This window comes from Bacillus sp. NPDC057893 (assembly GCF_042796455.1).
Lineage (GTDB): Bacteria > Bacillota > Bacilli > Bacillales > Bacillaceae_G > Bacillus_A.
The window spans coordinates 476,603-497,165 of the sequence record NZ_JBHVNG010000002.1 but is presented as its reverse complement, the minus strand read 5'-3'; the positions used below and the strand labels follow the sequence as shown (position 1 = coordinate 497,165).

Annotated in this window: 20 protein-coding genes and 1 tRNA gene; 7 read left to right on the top strand and 14 right to left on the bottom strand. The window is 33.2% G+C overall.

Features of this window, described 5'->3' with window-relative positions; genetic code table 11:
* Nucleotides 1-45: 45 nt before the first annotated feature.
* The 6 genes from calY to ACFVQC_RS11165 form a co-directional block, all read right to left on the bottom strand.
* Nucleotides 46-639: a biofilm matrix protein CalY gene (gene calY, locus ACFVQC_RS11190; RefSeq protein WP_377898379.1), complete on the bottom strand. Its 594-nt coding sequence runs from the start codon at nt 637-639 to the stop codon at nt 46-48.
* Between the two features lie 388 nt (nt 640-1,027).
* Nucleotides 1,028-1,858, bottom strand: a complete 831-nt coding sequence (locus ACFVQC_RS11185; protein ID WP_377898378.1) for a DUF4047 domain-containing protein — start codon at nt 1,856-1,858, stop codon at nt 1,028-1,030.
* A gap of 162 nt (nt 1,859-2,020) precedes the next feature.
* Nucleotides 2,021-2,608: a CalY family protein gene (locus ACFVQC_RS11180; protein WP_002064335.1), complete on the bottom strand. Its 588-nt coding sequence runs from the start codon at nt 2,606-2,608 to the stop codon at nt 2,021-2,023.
* A gap of 61 nt (nt 2,609-2,669) precedes the next feature.
* Nucleotides 2,670-3,239 (bottom strand): signal peptidase I SipW, encoded by a 570-nt coding sequence (gene sipW, locus ACFVQC_RS11175; protein ID WP_377890671.1) that lies wholly within the window; start codon nt 3,237-3,239, stop codon nt 2,670-2,672.
* 201 nt (nt 3,240-3,440) lie between these two features.
* Complete coding sequence (locus ACFVQC_RS11170) at nt 3,441-4,727, bottom strand: D-alanyl-D-alanine carboxypeptidase family protein (protein ID WP_377898377.1); 1,287 nt, start codon at nt 4,725-4,727, stop codon at nt 3,441-3,443.
* 155 nt (nt 4,728-4,882) lie between these two features.
* Nucleotides 4,883-5,110 carry a hypothetical protein gene (locus tag ACFVQC_RS11165; RefSeq protein WP_199672448.1) on the bottom strand — a complete coding sequence of 76 codons (228 nt, stop codon included), beginning with the start codon at nt 5,108-5,110 and terminating at the stop codon, nt 4,883-4,885.
* A gap of 283 nt (nt 5,111-5,393) precedes the next feature.
* On the opposite strand from ACFVQC_RS11165, the gene ACFVQC_RS11160 reads away from it, so the two are divergent.
* The 4 genes from ACFVQC_RS11160 (at nt 5,394) to ACFVQC_RS11145 (ending at nt 8,045) form a co-directional block, all read left to right on the top strand.
* The gene (locus tag ACFVQC_RS11160; protein WP_377898376.1) at nt 5,394-5,618 is read left to right on the top strand and encodes a hypothetical protein; all 225 of its coding nucleotides are present in this window, start codon (nt 5,394-5,396) and stop codon (nt 5,616-5,618) included.
* Nucleotides 5,619-5,810: 192 nt separating this feature from the next.
* A tRNA-Val gene (locus ACFVQC_RS11155) sits at nt 5,811-5,883 on the top strand.
* Between the two features lie 120 nt (nt 5,884-6,003).
* A complete protein-coding gene (locus tag ACFVQC_RS11150; RefSeq protein ID WP_377898375.1) occupies nt 6,004-7,089 on the top strand; it encodes a tyrosine-type recombinase/integrase in 1,086 nt (361 codons plus the stop codon).
* Between the two features lie 122 nt (nt 7,090-7,211).
* A complete protein-coding gene (locus tag ACFVQC_RS11145; RefSeq protein ID WP_000334965.1) occupies nt 7,212-8,045 on the top strand; it encodes a hypothetical protein in 834 nt (277 codons plus the stop codon).
* Nucleotides 8,046-8,369: 324 nt separating this feature from the next.
* Here ACFVQC_RS11145 and ACFVQC_RS11140 read toward each other — a convergent pair whose 3' ends face one another.
* From ACFVQC_RS11140 to ACFVQC_RS11110, 7 genes are all read right to left on the bottom strand, one after another.
* Nucleotides 8,370-9,188, bottom strand: coding sequence for a restriction endonuclease (locus tag ACFVQC_RS11140; RefSeq protein ID WP_377898374.1), 819 nt, complete (start codon nt 9,186-9,188; stop codon nt 8,370-8,372).
* A gap of 165 nt (nt 9,189-9,353) precedes the next feature.
* Complete coding sequence (locus tag ACFVQC_RS11135) at nt 9,354-10,670, bottom strand: restriction endonuclease subunit S (protein WP_377898373.1); 1,317 nt, start codon at nt 10,668-10,670, stop codon at nt 9,354-9,356.
* Nucleotides 10,667-12,121 carry a class I SAM-dependent DNA methyltransferase gene (locus ACFVQC_RS11130; protein ID WP_377898372.1) on the bottom strand — a complete coding sequence of 485 codons (1,455 nt, stop codon included), beginning with the start codon at nt 12,119-12,121 and terminating at the stop codon, nt 10,667-10,669. The genes ACFVQC_RS11135 and ACFVQC_RS11130 overlap by 4 nt, the downstream gene beginning before the upstream one ends.
* 110 nt (nt 12,122-12,231) lie before the next feature.
* Nucleotides 12,232-14,568, bottom strand: a complete 2,337-nt coding sequence (gene hsdR, locus ACFVQC_RS11125; protein WP_377898371.1) for an EcoAI/FtnUII family type I restriction enzme subunit R — start codon at nt 14,566-14,568, stop codon at nt 12,232-12,234.
* A 293-nt stretch (nt 14,569-14,861) separates the two neighbouring features.
* Nucleotides 14,862-15,224, bottom strand: a complete 363-nt coding sequence (locus ACFVQC_RS11120; protein ID WP_377898370.1) for a hypothetical protein — start codon at nt 15,222-15,224, stop codon at nt 14,862-14,864.
* A gap of 520 nt (nt 15,225-15,744) precedes the next feature.
* The gene (locus ACFVQC_RS11115; RefSeq protein WP_377898369.1) at nt 15,745-16,431 is read right to left on the bottom strand and encodes a hypothetical protein; all 687 of its coding nucleotides are present in this window, start codon (nt 16,429-16,431) and stop codon (nt 15,745-15,747) included.
* 107 nt (nt 16,432-16,538) lie between these two features.
* Nucleotides 16,539-18,290, bottom strand: a complete 1,752-nt coding sequence (locus ACFVQC_RS11110) for a DEAD/DEAH box helicase family protein (protein ID WP_377898368.1) — start codon at nt 18,288-18,290, stop codon at nt 16,539-16,541.
* A gap of 252 nt (nt 18,291-18,542) precedes the next feature.
* On the opposite strand from ACFVQC_RS11110, the gene ACFVQC_RS11105 reads away from it, so the two are divergent.
* Genes ACFVQC_RS11105 through ACFVQC_RS11095 form a run of 3 tightly spaced genes read left to right on the top strand, consistent with a single transcriptional unit; the run spans nt 18,543 to nt 19,264 of the window.
* Entirely contained in the window at nt 18,543-18,788 is a 246-nt protein-coding gene (locus ACFVQC_RS11105; protein ID WP_098987386.1) for a hypothetical protein, read from the top strand.
* On the top strand, nt 18,785-19,033 hold the full coding sequence (locus ACFVQC_RS11100) for a helix-turn-helix domain-containing protein (RefSeq protein ID WP_098987385.1): 249 nt from the start codon (nt 18,785-18,787) through the stop codon (nt 19,031-19,033). The genes ACFVQC_RS11105 and ACFVQC_RS11100 overlap by 4 nt, the downstream gene beginning before the upstream one ends.
* An 18-nt stretch (nt 19,034-19,051) precedes the next feature.
* Complete coding sequence (locus ACFVQC_RS11095; protein ID WP_098987384.1) at nt 19,052-19,264, top strand: hypothetical protein; 213 nt, start codon at nt 19,052-19,054, stop codon at nt 19,262-19,264.
* Nucleotides 19,265-19,495: 231 nt separating this feature from the next.
* Here ACFVQC_RS11095 and ACFVQC_RS11090 read toward each other — a convergent pair whose 3' ends face one another.
* Nucleotides 19,496-20,224 (bottom strand): hypothetical protein, encoded by a 729-nt coding sequence (locus ACFVQC_RS11090; protein WP_098987382.1) that lies wholly within the window; start codon nt 20,222-20,224, stop codon nt 19,496-19,498.
* Nucleotides 20,225-20,563: the final 339 nt, after the last annotated feature.

Sequence of the window (20,563 nt, the reverse complement as noted above, 5' to 3'; positions counted from 1 at the left end):
TTTTCTTTATAAAAAAAAGCGGGGGAATCCCCGCTTTTTGCTTTATTATTTTTCTTCGCCATCTGTTTGGCTTGCGTTGAATGTCCATTCTAAGTTCAATGAATCGCCTTGGAATTTGTTTTGATCTTTACCATCATCTTCGAATACAAATTGTACCCATAGATAGTCTTCTGAATTTGGTGCTAGACCACCGTTCTCTGCCCACTCTGGAGCAAAGATGTCTTTAGCTAAAACATCTGGATCCACATTTTGTAAATCTGCTAAAGTTGTTTCATATACAGGCTCACTTTGTTTATCCCAGTTCCAAAGGAATTTCACTTTAATGTGCTTACCAAAATCTTCACCAGCATTATCACCTTTTGCATCTTTAACAGTATACTTTGTCGCTAATTTAACGTCTTTAATCGCTAACGTACCTTCGTTCTTTAATAAGAACTCTTTCTTAACAGAATCCCCTGGTTTTAAATCTTTAATATCTACAAGCGTTTTAGGGTTTAATGTAAGATCTAACGTCCCAGCTGCAAATGTATTGTTCGATACTTCTTTATCACTAAAGAATGCAAATGTTCCTCCACCAATTAAAGATAACCCCAATGCTGCTGATGCAACTCCCATACCTAATTTCTTTTTCAGACTCACAATCAATTCCCCCTAGCTGTTTTTTGTATTTTTATCTCTTATTTCAAAATAAGAGGTGTAACTAAAACTATATTAGCTTAGCTAATATTTGTTCTTTTCTAAAAACCTTAAGTTCATTATAACGAACAAACCTATATAAATACAACAATATTTTTTTAGTATTTTCAATTATTTTTATTTCTCAATATTGTTTTGATTTTTCAGTTTTTTTCAGCTCGTTCCAACACATTTTCTATTAGAAGCACACGAGAGCAAGACAATAAGTGCGAGGATAAATACTCCCTCACACTTATATACATTATTCTCTTTCATGACGATCTCTAAGTCGTGCTAGCCACAATATTATTGGTTAGTTGAAGTAGCATTCTCATTAAATCACTTGCTCAGGCTACTTAGCTGTTTCTGTTTGTTTCTGTTCTTCTACCTTCTTTTTCTCTTCTGCTTTCTTTTGTTCTTCTATCTTCTTCTGTTCTTCTACTTTCTTCTGTTCTTCTACTTTCTTCTGTTCTTCTATCTTCTTCTGTTCTTCTGCTTTCTTCTGTTCTTCTATCTTCTTCTGTTCTTCTACTTTCTTTTGTTCTTCTGCTTTCTGTTCTTCTGCTTTCTTCTGTTCTTCTACTTTCTTCTGTTCTTCTACTTTCTTCTGTTCTTCTACTTTCTTTTGCCCTTCCGCTTCAATTGCAACATTTAATTGTTGCTGGAGAGCCTGGATCTGTTCATCAATAGCTTGCAAGCTAACTTCTTTCTCAATATAATCGCGCTTCTCTTTTATACTGCGAAAGCCTTCATTCACATATAAAGCTACTTGCTGAATCGACTCATCTTTATTTCCCTTTAATTCTTCTTGTATTTGATTATAAGGAGTTTCTATTGCAGTATATACATTTTGTAAAGCTTCCTTCTCAGAAGTAATTTTCTCACGTCCTTGCTGCCATACAACAATTGCTTGTTCTATTTCTTCAATAGAAGTAACTTTCAATTTCGCTTTCATTTCTCCATACTCATGTCCAATAAGCTGTTTATGTTGCTCAGCTTGCTCTTTTAACGTATCAACTGTTTTCGGAAATATAATCGCTGTAGAAAGAGTGGCTTCTACTTTCGTTTCGTGAATAAATGAAGCTTCTGTATACGTCATCACTTGAGAGCCTAAATAAAACGTAATAGAGCACATACACGGCAATATAAGCATCCTTTTTAATTTGCGAGGTGTTTTCAGCATCTTAATCTCTCCCATCGAACAATGTGTTCTTTATACAGAACGTTACTTTCATTATAATAAAGACCTGTACAAAATGATAGCCATATCCTAGAAAATACATTCCAATCCACGCTATTTAACTGTAAAAGGGGCTATCAAGGTGATAGCCCCTTTTATATTATATTATCTTTCTGTACCATCTGTTTGTTGTGCATCAAACGTCCAAGTTAAATTTAGTTTATCGCCTTGGAATTCATTTTGGTCTTTTTTATTATCAACAAACTCGAATTTCACTGTAAATTTATCTGACTTACCTGCAGAAATACCTTTTTCATCCCAGAACCAAGCAGATAAATCATTGTCTACCGCTGTAAGTGTGTCACCCTTCAATTTATCTAGCGTTGTTTCTTTTACAATTGTTTCATGCTTATCTACATTCTTTAAGAATGTTACTTTAATATGTTTACCAAAATCATCTTTATTGTCGCCCTTCGCATCGCTTACTTTGTAATCTGTTTTTAGTAAAACTTTTTTAATGTCTAAAGAGCCTTTATTTTCTAGTTTAAAATCTCTTTTAATTGTATCGCCAGGCTTTAAATTCGATACATCAACAACTGTCGATGGGTTTGCCGCTAAATCAAGTGTACCAGCCGCAAATGTATTGTTTGACACTTCTTTATCGCTAAAGAATGCAAATGTTCCTCCACCAACTAATGCTGCTCCTAGTACTGCTGATGCGATACCCATTCCTAATTTTTTCTTTAAAGTCATGTCCAAATCCCCCATAATATATATTTGTCAACTTCCTAATAGGAAGATATAACCAAACTAACTATACGGATTGTTCTACTTTTTTATCTTTCTTTTCTCCGTCGATGCTACGAATAGCGCCAAAAATAGAAATCGCGGAATAACCAAGTAAAAAGACTCCTGGAATAATAAGAAGTAATGCTGCTCCCGCTTTTGAACTCGCATAATTCAGTCCATAACCAACGTATGGAACTGTAATATCTGCATACTTTCCGATTACATTCTCTGCAAGTACTGGTGCTAAATCTGGTCCGTTGTTGTTATCCCCTTTTGTTTCATACATTACTTTTCCATTTGTATCTTTCACACCGATAATACGGTGAGTGATAATTTTGTCATTTTTCTCTTTAAACGTAATAACATCGCCTTTTTTATATTTAGAGCCATCTTTAGTTGGCTCTATTGCAATGATTGATCCTGTTAAAAATGTCGGTTCCATCGATCCTGATAACACTGATTTAAATTGATATCCCATCACAGTTGGATCCCCGCCACTCGCTTTTGAAGAAATAACTACAAAAGCTAAACAAACCATTACTGCAAATAAAACAAATGAGATAACGTTGCTAATAATCTTCCAAACTAATTTCATCGTCTCTCTCCCTCTCCGTTGTTTTATATTATTTGAAGTATGTAATATCCACTTTCGTTCTTTAACAAGAACACAACTAAATAATATAACGAACAATACAGAAATGCAATAAGAACATTTACAATTATTAGTTAAATCACTTTTAAAATACATGCAAAAAAGACCGTGACAAAATCTCGTCACAGTCTCCATACTAACAATTTATTTCTCTTCTGATTTCATTCCTTGTTTATTTCGGCGCAGCACTACATATAAAATGGCTCCAAATAATACAATCGCACCTATTCCAACACTGATCACTTTCACATTGGACTCCTTTACTTCAGGTGCTACGTTATCTTTTTTAGGCATCGCAAAAGTAACATCTTCTTTTGAAAGAACATTTATAGTCGCAATCGTTTGATTATTTTTTATAATATCTACCGCACCAACTACTTCACCGCGATGAATTCCTTTTTGGTACAAAGCTTCTTTATCCACTGAATTAACCCGAAAAGCCGTTTTTATATTTTTCCCTTCATCTTTCTTTAGCATAAGCTCAGCACTTTTTTCGAGCTCAGAATCAACATCTTTATTTAAATACGTTGTCTTTTGATGCCAACTATGTTTATCTAGTACAGTTTGCTTCGTAAATTGCCCAAAAGAATATTCCGCCATCTGCTTCAAATCTTCATAAATTTCAGGTCTTTGAGAAGCCATTACTACATTTATAATACGATTCCCATCCTTCTCATTTAATAAAACGAGCGTATTGCGCGCTTCATTCGTAAATCCTGTCTTACCACCAATGCTATATGGATTTTCAAAATAAGTAGACTTATTAAAAATAGAAACTGTTTGCGTAGATGTCGTAACCATCGTTCTTTTCGTATTCATCGCTTGTAAAATTTCAGGATACTTTTGCACACCTCTCGTAATCATGGCCATATCATATGGCGTCGTATAATGATTTGGATCATGCAATCCATTTGGCGTTACAAAATGGCTATCTTTAGCCCCTAATTGCTTCGCCTTTTCATTCATCATATTAGCGAAATTTTCAACACTTCCTCCAATACGCTCCGCAATCGCATACGACACATCATTCGCACTCAGCACCATTAAAATCATAAGTGCAGTATTTCTATTAATAGTCTCACCAGGTTGAAACTCAATTTGATAATTACTCTTCTCTTGATCTAATGCTAATTGAGAAAATGTAAATTGATCCTCTGGCTTCGTATGCTCCATAAGTAAAATTGCCGTTAACACTTTCGTTATACTAGCCGGAAACGCACGATGATGTGCATTTTTGTCATACAACACATCCCCTGTTTTCGCATCAATCGTAGCTGCAAACTGACTAAAAACATTCGGCCCTTCCTTAGGTGGTGGTGCCACTTGCTCCGGATTCACTCCAACATTCGTCTCAGCATATAACGTCATAGGTGTCAAAAAAAATAAACAAATAACCATAATAAAAGCCGAAATTTTCTTAAAATTTACCATATGACTCTCCCTTTTCACTTTACTTTCACATTCTATAAAATAACTCTACCAATCTATATGTGATTTGTATTAAATTGGAAGAACATTCACTATTTTTTACTATATCACACTTTTACGATGAGGAACATAAATATACAATAAAAAATAAGAAGGAATTACTCTTTCTTATCCTTCTCATCAATCAACGAATCTATTAACTTTTGCCCAGCTTCCTCAGCTGTAATCTCATCCGTCATACCCATAAATGACCAACCTTTAGAATCGACCCACTCAACGAACTCTTGCAAAAACTCATCATGCGTCACATCCACATCAAGAATCGAACCATCAATCGAAATCGTTCTATTTTTAGACACACGCATCTTGAACGTTTTTCTTACCATTACAGTTATTCTCCCTCTACTCCTGAATATTTATAAATATCTTGTACTTCTTTTATACATGATTTCTTGAAAATTGTAAAAAGGATATATTGGCCAATTTGCATATTAAAAATGAAAATCTCTTATTATATAACCCTCACACTACATTCATTTAGTCATAAATGACGGAATACATCCATATAAAAAAACAAACCAACTTACATTCTATCACACCAAATACACTTGACTTTAGCACGATCGAATGGAATATATTAGAAAACACCTTAAAATGAGGAGGAACTCCATGGCGCGTTGTACGTATTGTAAAACGAAGTGGAAAATAAAAGATGTATGGTCAATACTCGTGACATTTGAAAAAGATTGTCCGTATTGTCTTGGAAGACAATATATATCAAAGAAAACATTGAATGCCATGCCAGAACTTATAAGCTTACCTTTACACTTCTTATTCCCTTTTCTTGTTGATTTGAGTGATGAGGGGCCTTTGGATTGGTATCGGAAGTCATAACATAGCCGCTTTATTCAAAACCCGATTGCTATTAAAGTCTCTTCTTATATATATTCCCGAATACACTACTAGCGTGATTCCAAATACTTTCCCTTTAAAAGATCACTATAAAAATATTGTAAAATTTCAGTTAATTATATATAATTGCTTTAGCATAATGATTAAAGATGTTATTACATAAGCATTTTTGAAGATCCCGTAGCTCAGCAGGGAGAGCGCCACCTTGACAGGGTGGAGGTCGTGAGTTCGAACCTCTCCGGGGTCATATCCTTTTGTATCAACTGTTGATAATTTCATATTTTGACCAAAACTATTGGTGAGTACCGCTCAAGTTTTGATCGAAATTCCTCCTTTAACTCTAAATGAGACTGAAGGAGGTTTTTTTATGTCTTTAACATACTTCACTGAAAAAGAAATCGTAAAAAAACGACAACCCCACAAACGAAAAACTAGCAAAATTTCAAAAGAAAATTCTGTTGAACGTGTATTCGAAAGATTTGTTGATAGTAAAGTAAAACAGAATTTACGCCCCAAATCGTTGAATCAATTCCTTCTTATGTTTAATAGCATTAAGGCATTTCACGAAACACAAAATGCTCATACATTTTATATGACCGACATTACAACAAACTTCATTTCCGACTGGGTTTACTGGTTAAAAAATGAATATGTACGCTTTGATGGTCATGCTTATGTACCTGAAAGTGCTCAAACTGTTGGATTAGCGGATGAAACGATTTCCAGTAGAATCAAACGTTTGAAAACATTCATCAATTGGTGTTTGCGACAAGAAATCATCAATAAAAATCCATTCAATAAATTCGAGGGATTTCGTAAAGATAACACACAAATTGATATTCTCTCAGTTGATGAATTGAACAACTTATTAAAGGTGGCAAAAGCGTATTCTAATAAGAGTTTCAAGCACTTTCGTGATTATGTATTGTTACATCTTCTCGTTGATGGCATGTTTCGTATCACCGAAGCATTGTTATTATCGCCATCAGATATTGACCATACAAATCGAGCGGTAATTATTCAATCCAATAATGCCAAATCACGCAAAACTCGTACTGTACCATTATCAAATAAAACATATCGTTTACTTATACAATTGCTCGAAGAAAATGAAGCGTTTGAAGATGATGTTGATGATTTAATTTTTCTATCATTGAGCGGTCGTATGCTAAGTAAAAACAATGTGTTACGTGATATGCGAAAATACGCCATCGAAGCCAAAATAAAAAAACGCTTCTATTTACATTTGATACGTCATTCAGCCGCCACCCATTATTTATCATCTTCTGGTGACGTTGAATCGTTAAGGAAAATCCTTGGACATGCTGACTTACGAACAGTGCTCATATACAGTCATTTAGCGGATACTACCGTTCAAGAAAAACATGCTACTCATGGATTTTTCGGAAGTGAAAATGTAATCAATCGTAAACGAAATAATAGAAGAAAATAAAAATAAAACCGTCTACTCCCCCACCGACCAAAGTTTGGGATTAAACGGTTCAGCACAAATCCGAGAAGGACTTGCTTATTTAATTGTAGCAAAGTTTCTTCTCCATGAAAAGGAGAATACTCATGTGTATTAAGAGCGAAATCAACCACATTCAGAAACGTTTGCTTGAACGACTGAACGTTAAAAATGGATCGACGTTGTTTACTATTATCGAGGCAATTTCCCAACAAGCGTACGCAAAGGGCTCATTCGTGGTGTCACAAAAAAATTCAACATTGGCGGTTAAATGTGATGTTACAGCTTCTACAATTTCACGCAACCTCAAGAAGATTAAGGACAAATGTGCTGATTTAATTCAAATTGAACAAAATCGCAATGTAACGGAGCAATTCGCTTCACTGATGTTTACGTTAATTCCACAAACCGACTGTAAAGAAAATTTACAGTTAGAGTCCAAGTGTGAAAAAAATTCACAGTCCAATCGTAAAGAAAATTTACAATTAAAATGTGAAGAAAATTCACATTTGGGAAACAAAAATGTCAAACGGACAACAAACGGTGTACAAACGGAGCAAGTCAACAATGACACGGATTCACACGACATTGCTGAATCTCCTACTAGTAATTTCTATAATCATTCCGAAGTATATATTTCTAATCCTAATAAAGTTATAGATAATAATATTGTTAACAAAGAAAACGTTATACAAAACGCTATTATTCATGAGGAATATGTATATGCACGTGAAAATGGAATCACTAAAAAGATGTTCTTCAAGGTCATTGATGAAATCAAAAATAAAAATAACATCAGCAATTTAAAAGCATATATCCGTGGAGCAATTAACAACATAATCAATCACATATCATTCCGTAATGGAACACGTAAATATAAAAATCCCATGAATCAATTGTTTTATGCTTGGTTGAATGATGACGGACACGAAACGGTATAGATTTTGAATTTCTATTAATACTTTTATAAATAATTGCCGTTTGCTGTCCGTGAAAAGATATGTATATACAGCAAGAAGCCACGTACCAAATGAACGATACGTGGTTTTAATGAGCAATGTAATTTAAAAATTATAAGAGAATGTGAAAAATAAAATCGTATTTTCACCTACCTTTCATAATACTATTATATTGTGTTTATTTTCAGTGTAAGGAAAGAAATCAAAAAAATAACGCTCATTAATCAATAAATACAATGAGCGTTATATGGTAAAATTTCTATTTCATAAGAACAAAGAAAAACAACCGCATAGAATAGCCATTGCTCAATCCATTTTTATTTCATTTTCAAGTTTGTATTTAAAAATGAGCTCAACAAGCTTATACCCATCTATCAATATTATATCTTTGCATCTTTTTATTTTTTCTACATAATCATTAGCCTTACGAGCAAATTTCCCTGTGGTAATATAGTAACCTTTTACACCCTTATATAAATCTAAATAAGGATCTAATGCACCCGAGAATTGCTGCACTAATTTTCTACCAACACTCCCACCATCGTAACGTTTAGACTCAAAGTAAATTTTAGAATTTTTATCTTTTCCCAAATGAATGATACCATCAATACCTCCGTCATTACCTGGGGAGGTAATTTCTACGCATTGTAAAGAATCTACATTATACATTCTAGATAGAACTAATCCGCAAATTTCTTCAAAGTAAGTATGGTGGACTTTTTTTAATTTCTGGAGATATTTTTCATATCTTTTAAAAATCAGCTGTTGTTCTAACTCTTTCTCTCTTTGAGCCTTTAAAGTTTGCTTCCTCTTAATCAATTCATTAATATCATGATTTGTAATCTTCTTCGATTTTTTCGCTAATAATTTTCTTGCATAATCAGTTGTTCTAAATGGCTTTATACCTCTAAAAACTAGCCCCGCTTCAATTAATCGCTTCATAGAAAAACTCACTTGTGAGTAGAATTTCTTTCCACCAGATTTAACTCTTTCATTCAGTTCTTCATCAGTTAAACCGAAAAAATGTGACAATACTTCTACTGCCTCTTTCAAACTCTTAATAGCGTACGTATCAACTAATGCCAATAATGGCAAATGAACATCGTCATACATTGGTAATCCCATCTACAACATCCTTTCGATATATTTTTATTATGTAATCGAAATAATATTGTGTATTTACTTCCAGTATAATCAGTTACTTATCGAATTCACAACACTAACAATAAGAAAAATCCATTCATTTCAACACGATATATTTTCTATCATGCAAAATGAATGGATCTCGAATTAATTTAAAACTTCTTCTTTTACTGTAAAAGCTTCTTGTAACACAGCTTTCATTAATTTTTTATTTTCTTTTAATGAATGTTCTATACCTTGTTCCAAATCTCCGCATATTTCCATTAACTCATTTACCTTTTCAGATATACGCTTTTGTTCATTTAAAGGAGGAAGCGGAATTAAAATATTTTTAATTTTACTGCCATTTAAATTAGGTTGGTTTCCTCCTACAGCCTTATCCCTAATTTTACTATAAGTTTCTTTCAAACATATTTTTACATAGTCTTTATGAACATCACTTTTATTCAATAATTCAATTCCAGCACACGCTTGATTTAGAGTGGTTTCAATTAAGAGTTCAGTTGTTTGTCCTCTAGTTTTACCTTGTCCGTACATTGCCATAACTAACGTACCTGGTGGATACAATTTCAGATTACATTCTTTAACAGCCAATTCGGTAATATAATTATTAGGCTGATAAACAAATTCTTCACCTGTAACACTACTTGTACACCACCCAATATTTCCATTTTCATAATAAAAAGGGTTAGACTTTAACGGAGTGCTGCCAGAGGAAATGTTTGAAATTTGCCCTAATTTACACCATGCCCAACCTTTGGGCAGCTTAAAAGCTTTTTCTTCTTCTGAAATTTTTATTTTTTGATTAGGATTTTTATTACTTTTGAAAGTCTCTTGCATTATTTTTTCAAGAAACTTTATAGCAGGCTCATCATTATCATCCTGATTAACAAGAGTGCCACTTATAGCATTTTGAAGAATTTGCTTTTTTAGTATATCAATGTATGTTTTTTGATTAGAAAGTTCTTCCTCAATTTGTTGATACTTATTAAATAAAGCATTATATCTTTTTATAAATAAGTTTTGTTCATTTAATGTCATTTCAGGTATTTCAATAACACTTAAAACATCTTTTGCCTTTAAATATTTTCTATTGGTAGTACCTGAAGATAATTTATTAATATATTCAATAAAATAATCATTTCTGAATAATAACTGAATAAATTCTGGATTAGATTTTTCTAAATTGATGTTTGCTAACGCCATATTTGATGATGCTAGTGAACCAACATGTTCTTTTTTAGTTACTCCAAATCCACCATTTTTTGTATCTACTTTGCACCACATTAATTGATTTTGTTCAATTAATTGGTACTTTTTCATTGTTAAATCTTTACCAAATACTTCTCTTTTATTTACTATCCCTTTTCCGTAGGTTTGCACACCTGCTATAACATATTTAAGATTATCTTCTATATGAACTATATTATTTTTTGCTAATGATAAAACTTCTCCTAGTTTCATGATTCGATTAACTCCTTAATTTGCTGAGTTAAGGATAAAACCTGCTTCTGAGATGATTCAATCTTGAGCAGAATTTTATTTATGTCATATACATCTTCTTCTTTTTTACTATTAGGATTCTTTACATCCAAGTTAAAATTGTTATTCTTTATATCCTCAACATTTAATTTCCAAGCAAATTGATTTTCTTTTCGATCATTCCACCATAAACGTTCAACATCGAATTCTTCTAACCGTATAGGTTTAGTTTTACTATAGTTTTTATATCCCTCTGGTAAAGGATGTTCAAAAAACCATACTTCATTGGTTGGTCCTGTTTTATCAAAAAACAGTAAATTAGTTTGAACGCTTTTGGCGTACGGCGCAAAAACACCATTTGGTAATCGAATAATAGTATGAAGGTTAAACTCTCGAAGTAATTTCTCTTTAATATTACGTTTTACACCTTCTGTTCCAAATAAAAAACCATCAGGTAACACTACACCAGCTTTACCATTTTCTTTTAAACGTTCCATAATGAGAACCATAAATAAATCTGCTGTTTCAGAATTTTGAAACTCCTTTTTAAAGTTCATTTGGACAGACTTTTCTTCTACTCCGCCAAATGGGGGATTCATTCCAATTTTATTAACCTTTTGTTCATCGGAAATATCACGAGTATCAATTTCAAGTGAATTATCACGCCTAATTTTAGGAGCATCTACACCATGAAGAATCAGGTTCGTTACTGCTAGTAAATGTGGCATTGGTTTCTTTTCAATTCCAATTAGCCCACTAAATACTTCCTCTTCTCCACCTGTAAGTTTATACTCAGGCTGCTTTTTCATGTGTTCTAAAGCACATGTTAGAAATCCACCTGTTCCACATGCAAAGTCAGCAAACGTTTCTCCTACTTTTGGATCTAACATTTCAACAATAAACTCTGTAACAGCACGTGGTGTATAGTATTCTCCAGCATTACCGGCACTTTGTAAGTCTTTCAAAATAGTTTCATAAATATCATTAAAAGCATGGCGTTCTTCATAAGAGCCAAAATCAATGCTATCAATAACATCGAGTACTTGACGAGTTAACGTACCATTCTTCATATAATTGTACGCATCTTCAAAGACATATTTAACAATAGCTGCACGTTCTTCAGTTTGTCCGTCAATTACTAACTCTTTTAAAGTAGGAAATAACTTTTCATTGATGAACTCAACAAGCTCATTACCTGTCATAGCTTGTCCAGTTTCTTCATCCGCTTTTGCCCATTCACGCCATTTCAAACCTTCGGGGATGATTGAAACATAATCGTCTTCAAATACTTCCCACTCTTCTTCTTCCTTAGCATCATATATTTTTAGGAATAGCATCCAAACTAATTGAGAAATTCGCTGAGCGTCTCCATCGACACCAGGGTCTTGTCTCATTATATCTTGTATAGATTTCACGAAATTTGTAATTGACATTCCATCTAACCTCCATTTATCAATATGTAAAGTATAACATAAAGACTATATCCCAAACTTAAAAAAATAAGAACGCACGTTTCAAATTAACATGCGTCCCAATTATCAACTTAACTAATGTCAAATAGCTCTTTTTCTAGCTCTTTTATAGCTGCATGCCAACCATTTCTCCCACCAAAAGCTTGTATCAAGTCTTTTGGTTTTCCAATTTCACAGAATGGTTCAAGTCTTAAAACTTTAGCATCTTCTAAGTTATAGACTCCTTCATTCATGTACTTTTCTAAGAGATTTTCTAACACCTTTTGTGCTACTTCTGAATACTTACCGAAATAATTTCGTTTTTTCACATTATTAGCTCGTTCTTTTCTAGTCAATGGCTTCATATCGTATGCTATATGACAAATCAAGTCAAAATCATCAACTTCATTTAGACCTGTTTCTTCACGCAACGCATCTAAAATAACACCATGTTCCTTTAATTCCTCAATGATTGCTTCTTTTCGTTCTTCGGAATTCCAACGTCTTAGAAACTCATTTAAGTCGGCAAACTCTTCCTTTATATTACGTTTAGAATAATCTCTAAGCGATTCCGTTACTAACTTACCGTCTTTATCATAGTACTGAACTCGTTCATGTAACAATATTACTTCAACATCATTTACATATATCTTTCTTCTCAGTTCTGTACCTTCTCCACTGTCATTGTCATCATCATTTCCATCATTACCTGTTCTTCCGCCTTTTCCTTGACCACTTTTTCCATTCTCTCCGCTTTCATCATCACCATTATCAACAGGAATAGGATCTCCATCGAAATCAGGGTCAGCAAATTTATTGGAAACGTCTCGGAAATCTAGTAAATTAAAATACAATTTATCATGTTTCTCATTGATTCTTGTACCACGACCAAGAATCTGCTTAAACTCAATCATAGATTCAATTCGTGAATCAATAGCTACAACCTTACAAGTTTTTGCATCTACACCTGTTGTAAGCAACTTTGATGTTGTTACAATAGTTGGGTACTTGCTATTCGGATCTATAAAATTATCTAATTGCGCTTTACCTTCGTTATCATCACCTGTAATTTTCATGACATATCGTGAATCTTCTTTTACTAAATCACTATTTTCATTTACTAATGCTTCACGCATACGTTCAGCATGTTCAATATCAATACAAAAAACTATCGTTTTCATAAATCTATCTTGCTTTTTAAGAAAATCTGAAATAACTTTTGCAACTAATTCTGTTCGTTTTTCTAATACTAAATTTGTATCAAAATCCATTGTATTATAAATACGGTCTTCAATAATTTTCCCATCTTTATCAAGTTGTCCCTTTTTAGGTCTAAAACCCATTAAATCTTTATCAAACCCGTAGCGATATACCTTGTAAGGAGCAAGGAATCCGTCCTCAATTCCTTCTTTGAGTGAATAAGTGTATACTGGCTCTCCAAAATAGCCAATATTAGAAACATCCTCCGTTTCTTTTGGTGTTGCTGTGAGTCCAACTTGTACAGCATCTGAAAAGTATTCAATAATTTCTCTCCATTGTGAATCCTCTTTTGCAGAACCACGATGGCACTCGTCAATTACAATCAAATCAAAAAAAGAAGGAGGAACTTGCTTATAAATTTTATCCTCTTCATTAGGACCTGTTATTGCTTGGTACAGTCCTAAATAAACTTCATAGCTTGTATCTATTTTACGATTTTTAATTTTTGTCATTACAGACTTAAATGGCTTAAAATCTTGATTCATTGTTTGGTCAATTAGGATATTCCGATCTGCAAGGAAAAGAATTCGTTTTGCTTTTCTTGCTTTCCATAAACGATGGATAATTTGGAAAGCGGTATATGTCTTTCCTGTCCCTGTTGCCATGACTAACAATATTCTATTTTGACCTTTTGCCACACTCTTAATCGTTTCATTAATTGCGTTCATTTGATAATATCGAGGCGTTTTGTCACCAAGTCGAAAATAATACGGTTCTGTAATTAGCTCCTCTTCTTGACTATCAATATTGTTATGTTGTTTATAACGATTCCACAATTGATCTGGACTTGGAAATTCATCTAAACTTATTTGTCGTTCTTTACCTGTTAATCGGTCATGCTCAAGAAAGCCATCACCATTTGAAGAATATACAAAAGGCACCTTCAACATCTCACCATAACCAATCGCTTGTTGAATTCCATGACCAATTGAATGTTTATTATCCTTAGCTTCAATTACTGCAATAGGCAGATTTGCTTTATAAAATAATACATAATCGGCTCTTTTTTTAGTTCCCCTTGTGACAAGACTTCCCCTTACAATGATTCTGCCATCTGTTATTTGATATTCTTCTCGTATTTGTCTATGTAAATCCCATCCAGCGCTCACAATTGCTGGTGTAATATATTTTGTACAAATATCACGTTCAGTCATTTTGTTTTTGTTCATTACAAATTGTCACCCCCGTAAATTTCCCAGAAAAAATTATATTTATAATATTAAATTTTACCATATCCATTTCCAAATAGTATTGAAGATTATGAAAGAGAATAATAAATTAAGTAAAGAACGATATACTATGTGGTGCTATCAGAATTGAGAACTTTATAAACTACCGAAACAACTATTAGTTAATTTGTAGAACGTTTATAAATTCAACTAAAGAGGCCAGATTATTGAAAAGTAAGTTAAAGTATAATTAGAGACAATGTAAAAAACCACCCAATAGGATGGCAGCTTATTTATTCTTCATCTTCGTCCTGAGCTTTAAGTGAAAGAAGTGTTTGTTTCCATAACTTCTCAGCTTCTTCAGCAATTTCCTTAGATGTGGTTATGTAATCATTATCAGATTTCTCTATCAGAAAGACCTTTCCAAACATTTCTTTCCCTTCATTCGATACTTTTAAGGTTCTATATTTTCCTTTTATGGTATCGTTCCAAACAACAGCGATTTTAACACCCTTTACACTCATCACTTCTTCAGTCCATGCTCCAAGTTGGTATTCTAACATGGCCTTGAAATTAAATCCAAGGGGCACGTGAACAACTTTGGCTGTACGTTTTTTAGTGTCAATCTCAACATAATAGCCTTGTAACGGATTCATTCTAATATCCTCCTAATCTATGGGAATAACAACTGTTTAATTATAACAGTATGCTAAAATTCTTGCAAAAAAGCGCTTTCATGATTTAGGTTTGCTCAATCTTCAATACTCCAAATTATGTTGATGAAAAAATAGCTAAAAGATGAAAAAGTGTTAATAAAACTTGTCTTATTAGAGTATTAAAAAACTTTAAATTTTTCGTTAAAAAACACGCAATTTTCTATAGTTTTTTGCATAAAAAACGCATAAAAATGACGTAAAAATCGCATGTTTTTTATTAAAGTTGGGGATGGAAACCCATCAGTGGTGCGGTTCTACGCAATTTTCCATGTTCAAAAACCGTCATTTTCTCGAATTTTTTAAAGTTCGGGGCTGGATTTTTTAGTTTTCTCCCACCCTTCTGTCCTTTCGTTCCCCTTAGTTTTTTCTTTTTCGGTAGGGGGCTGTTATTTCATTTCTTGCTATTCTTGCATTCTTTATATTTAATATGAACGAAAAAGGAACCATAGTATTCTACTAATTATTTTAATTTATCTTGTAATGACTGTAACTCCTGTTTACGCTTCATTAATATAGATATATGCGTGTCGATTAATTGTTGTTGGTCAGATAGTAACTGTTGCATATCATCATTGCCTTTGCCCAATGGTATTAATTCGCTTTCCAACTCTTCATAAGTTAAAGCTCTAACACGGTTGTTGCTTCTCGATAATAACGGTATATCAGTTTGTAAGTAATCATGTACACTGCTTATATCAATACCAGCACACGCAAAGTGTTGCATTAACGTATGTTTCTTTAGTTCACGATAATGTATTTTAAATGTGTGTTTATTGGATAATTCAATTGCATCTCGCATGTAATCAATACCATTGCAATTTAACCATAGTTCATACAATTCATCATCGGTCGATAGATGATTGTCAATGTCTACATATGTTAACCGTTGAATCGAATTGTCTTTACAAACAATATCCTTGATTGCGCTGAATACCATTTGATGAAATGTCTGTACGAAATCATCCTCGCATAAAGTCATTCTCGGATTTAATAATAATTGCGGATATTTCGCCAAAATGCCTAATACTTCAAAAATGCTCCTAATCGGATTTAAATCAACCTTTGCTTTTGCTGTTAAATATGTTTCAAAACCAACCTTTAATGGTTCGCCAAATGCGTGCCAAATGTTATCTTCAATTTTTTTCATTGTAATTTCTCCTTTGATTTTCATAGTTTTGTTACGGACAGTAAACGGACGTAATTCAATCAACTTATTAATATGTCATAAATTATTGTCCGTCTGGTGTCCGATGTTTATATTTTTTTAATCGTCCAGATTGTTACTTTCTTTTTATCAATCGTTTTGCGTGTGTCATCAACTGTAAAACCATGTTCATGTATGAACTTCTTAATGTTTGTTAAACTTGCTAATCTATCACTTTTCTTTGATGCACCATAGTAATAACTGATTTGCGCTTCAAATTCATGCTTTGTTTCATTCATAAGTTGCACACCTTCAAGAGATTCTAAATACGGTTGTAATTCATTTGCTACACGATTGGTAAACTCTTGTTTCGTGTTATCGTAACTACTCGACCATTCAATTTTAGATGGACGGTCGAACAGTTCTCGCACGAGAATTTGATAGTTGCGTACAATGTCTTTTTTCTTAACAATCTTCCAATCGCCTGTTATATCTTTTTCTTCCACATGATTCTCTATCAATAATGGAATGATGTACTTTCTTTGGAATATCAGTAATCCCACATAATGCTCATTTTGTAAGTAATGACGATTCAATTTTAATTTTGCAATTCTTTCATACATTTCCTCGTCTTCATATCTTGCCAAGAACATCTTGTACACTTTCTCCAATGTTATCTCTTCCAATTTTTCATCGTTGTATGATGCTTTGTTCATTTCAAATTCCTTTATGGTGGAATCTCTGAACATATCAAACATTTCATCATGATAATTGTTGTACTTAATGCAAATGTCGATTGAGTCGTTTAATTTCGTTAAAGTTTTGCTTAAAATTCCTTTACTCTCAGTTGTGAACCATACAGTTAATCTGTCGTCCTCGTCGTCTACGTCAAAGCGCTTGCGACCTACCATCTGTTGTATTTGTATATGGTCGAATTGATTCAAAAGGATGATATGTTTCAAGTCCTTGTCCTTTAAATCAATGCCATTATCAATTGCTTTATTTGCAAGTGCTCCTTGAGTTGCAAATCGTTTATCCTGTACCAATAATCCGATTTTCCCTTGCATCTCTTCATCTTTCAGGCCACGGAATATACCATCACGTGGTTGGATCCACATAGAGTGATAATATTCTACGTCATATCCTTCTTCTTTCAGTTCTTCACATAAATTTGCAATCATTCCTCGTGCCTTTACATCTTCTACAAATACCAACCATTTTTCATCTTTAGGAATGTCCTTCAAGATTTCTTTTAATGGTTTGTTGGAACAAATAAAGTTCATTCTATGTTCCCATCCCAATTCTTTGCGGTAGTCCAAAAATGGATTCGGTTTGATGCTTCTAAATTTGAAGTGCTCAAGAATTAATTGTGGTGTTGCGGTAAACAGAATTACAGGCTTTGTTTTCGCTACTTCAGTAAGTTTTGCCATGATTAATACTGTAGTAAGATTCCATGCGTCTGAAATAAAGTAATGCGACTCATCACATATGATAACGTCCGCTTCGTCGATTGCCATGATTGTATCTTTGGTTGTTGATACCTTTTGATAACTGCTTACATCAACACTTTTGGAATCGTACGCTTCGATTTGTTTATAAAGTTGTATTACATCTTCCGCAGTCTTAATTCGTACCGCCGTTCGATTAGATAGCAACAATGAATTTGCACTCGCAAAACTGTGATATTTACTACAATCACCGAAACCATATTGCTTGTTTTTAAACATAGGTTTGATTAGTTCCTCGATGATAAATGTTGATTTGCCTGTTCCTGTGGGAGAGGCAACTAAGCTGAATCCTGGTTTCAAAATATCTTCCACATTTTCTTTGCTGATAACATCTGTAATGTAATTTTTTTTCATTTTATATATCCTCCGTCTATGGGACAGTAAACGGACAAAGTTTAAATTTCTATTAATAGACTCTCAAACTCTTGGGCGTTTAATGTCCGTGTTGTTTAAAATTTTTTCGTGTCGTTTTTACATAACACCGCTATTATATTGAGAAGTTTTGCGATGTAAACTTAGCCACGAAAATTTTTTCGATTATTATTTAAGAATCATTCTAAATGTATTACAATATAGAAAATGGAATAAATTAGTAGGTATTTTAAAATGAAAAGACAAAATGTTCACAGTGCAATAGGAGCTTTAACGACTTTATTCTATGTACATCAAGACCAATACTTAGGAATGCAAACGATGGAGTTCTATACGAAATTGGGATTGTTAGAAGATGCTAGTTTGATAGCGGAAATATTCGAAGAAACACAGTGTTGCGACCTATTGAATGTAATAAGATTGTTCAATGATGTGGCTGCGGAACAGATTGAGGACATCTTGAGAGGTGCAACAACATGACCGAATATATAATGCAACCTATAGATATACGTCAGTGGGTACACGACAATGTTTATACCACTCCAGAAGCAATTGAATACTTAGAAATATCACGAGCAAGATTGTCACACATGATTCGAAATGGAAAGATAGTTCCCGTCAAGAAGCTGGGTTGTACAAGCATATTCTTGAAATCTGATTTAGAAAAGAAAAAAGAAGAATTGAAGGTATTGCGATTGAAATACAGACCAGATTTATATGAATAAAAAATGGAGGAATTACAAATGAAGGAGAAACCGAGACTGAAGAACCTGTACAAAAAATCGTTAGCAATTGAATTAATCAAGCGTGGGCATGACCTCCATCATACTATGAGGAATCGTAATAACCCAAAGTATCAAGTATATGTGCTAGTAGAAACACCTGAATTGATACGTGATATGATTGCCATAGTTGAACGTGACGAACGATTGTATCAAGAACGGAATAAAAAATGAAAGAACGAATAACAACGATCCTATTATTCGTGTCGGTCATAATAATGATGGCTATGACCGTGTGGGACGATTTGTTTCATAAGGATGATGAAACCATAAGGCAAGAACAGGAGCGCGAAGCTCGACGGATAGAACGCATGGAAATGATAAAAGAAATGAAGTGAAAAGGACACTGTATAATCGTGTCCTTTTTGTTTGTAGTCCTTTAACTAACAATTATGGTTGATTTGTTCATGATTCCACTTCTTCTTTTTTTACCTTTTGCAACGTAAGGTGTTTCAAATTATCAATGTTTTCCAAGCTAATAACACATTCATTTAAATCACCAAGATTTACTGTCAATGAATCGCCCTCTACAGGATGTGAAGTTATAATGCGATATTCCTTTTGTGATTTAAAAAAGTTTTTTTTATAAAAGAATGCTTGTGTAATATCTTTTCGATAATCTTCTTCTTTTAAAGGCGATTCTACATGTTCATCAAAATACTTAACACGACCATGACAAGCATGAATATTTTTTTCTTTCAAAGCATTGTCTAACCTATCAAAAAATGCTTTTTCATCCGTTATTAATACTGGTATTCTACCAGGAAATTCTTTTATTAAACGTGCTATTATTTCATCTTTTATTTTTTTTGTATTTTCATCAACTTGTTCCATATCTTCTTCTTCAGCAATACCAGTAAAGCAAGTTAACTGAAATTGACGGGTTTCTACATATCTTTCCGTAAAAAATGCTTTTTTCACATTCATTTTGTGCATTTGCCCACCTTCAATGCCAATACGAATTTCCTGTGTTGCTGGGTCAAAATGTCTGAAAAAAGAACCTTCATGTTTATCGCCAATCCCTTTATTACCATGCTTTTTTTCTAAGTCGATAAAATATCCTGTATTTTTGAAATACAAATTCCCATCTAAAAACATTTGAGCGTGTTCTGGTTCGAAAAATTTGATTAGCATCGCAAACACCCCTTTTTCAATTTATTCCATTATATCACAATTACGGAATGTATGTTCTGTTATTGTTGTGTATTTGCACTTATATATGAAGAGACTCGTCTCAAAGTGGATAGTGCATACTTGTTCACAATTTCGCCACATTTTCCACTTTACGATTAAATCCGTCTCACTATAATAACCGTGTAAAGAAAAAACAAACATCAAACGATACATTATATGAAAGAAAAATAAAAATGAGAAAAGTCTATTTGGCTGCCTTACATTTTTTACTACATCAATATAAAAGTTGTGTGATAGACGAAATCACAAAAAATAAAACGAAAAATGAAATGGAGATAG

Coding starts and splice junctions, on each gene's coding strand:
- hsdR (WP_377898371.1), bottom strand. CDS start 14,568: ATGAACAAAAACAAAATGACTGAACGTGATATTTGTACAAAATATATT.
- ACFVQC_RS11150 (WP_377898375.1), top strand. CDS start 6,004: ATGTCTTTAACATACTTCACTGAAAAAGAAATCGTAAAAAAACGACAA.
- ACFVQC_RS11145 (WP_000334965.1), top strand. CDS start 7,212: ATGTGTATTAAGAGCGAAATCAACCACATTCAGAAACGTTTGCTTGAA.
- ACFVQC_RS11135 (WP_377898373.1), bottom strand. CDS start 10,670: ATGAAACTAGGAGAAGTTTTATCATTAGCAAAAAATAATATAGTTCAT.
- ACFVQC_RS11130 (WP_377898372.1), bottom strand. CDS start 12,121: ATGTCAATTACAAATTTCGTGAAATCTATACAAGATATAATGAGACAA.
- ACFVQC_RS11165 (WP_199672448.1), bottom strand. CDS start 5,110: ATGGTAAGAAAAACGTTCAAGATGCGTGTGTCTAAAAATAGAACGATT.
- ACFVQC_RS11090 (WP_098987382.1), bottom strand. CDS start 20,224: ATGCTAATCAAATTTTTCGAACCAGAACACGCTCAAATGTTTTTAGAT.
- sipW (WP_377890671.1), bottom strand. CDS start 3,239: ATGAAATTAGTTTGGAAGATTATTAGCAACGTTATCTCATTTGTTTTA.
- ACFVQC_RS11160 (WP_377898376.1), top strand. CDS start 5,394: ATGGCGCGTTGTACGTATTGTAAAACGAAGTGGAAAATAAAAGATGTA.
- ACFVQC_RS11095 (WP_098987384.1), top strand. CDS start 19,052: ATGAAGGAGAAACCGAGACTGAAGAACCTGTACAAAAAATCGTTAGCA.
- ACFVQC_RS11105 (WP_098987386.1), top strand. CDS start 18,543: ATGAAAAGACAAAATGTTCACAGTGCAATAGGAGCTTTAACGACTTTA.
- ACFVQC_RS11100 (WP_098987385.1), top strand. CDS start 18,785: ATGACCGAATATATAATGCAACCTATAGATATACGTCAGTGGGTACAC.
- ACFVQC_RS11170 (WP_377898377.1), bottom strand. CDS start 4,727: ATGGTAAATTTTAAGAAAATTTCGGCTTTTATTATGGTTATTTGTTTA.
- ACFVQC_RS11140 (WP_377898374.1), bottom strand. CDS start 9,188: ATGGGATTACCAATGTATGACGATGTTCATTTGCCATTATTGGCATTA.
- ACFVQC_RS11180 (WP_002064335.1), bottom strand. CDS start 2,608: ATGACTTTAAAGAAAAAATTAGGAATGGGTATCGCATCAGCAGTACTA.
- ACFVQC_RS11185 (WP_377898378.1), bottom strand. CDS start 1,858: ATGCTGAAAACACCTCGCAAATTAAAAAGGATGCTTATATTGCCGTGT.
- ACFVQC_RS11110 (WP_377898368.1), bottom strand. CDS start 18,290: ATGAAAAAAAATTACATTACAGATGTTATCAGCAAAGAAAATGTGGAA.
- ACFVQC_RS11115 (WP_377898369.1), bottom strand. CDS start 16,431: ATGAAAAAAATTGAAGATAACATTTGGCACGCATTTGGCGAACCATTA.
- ACFVQC_RS11120 (WP_377898370.1), bottom strand. CDS start 15,224: ATGAATCCGTTACAAGGCTATTATGTTGAGATTGACACTAAAAAACGT.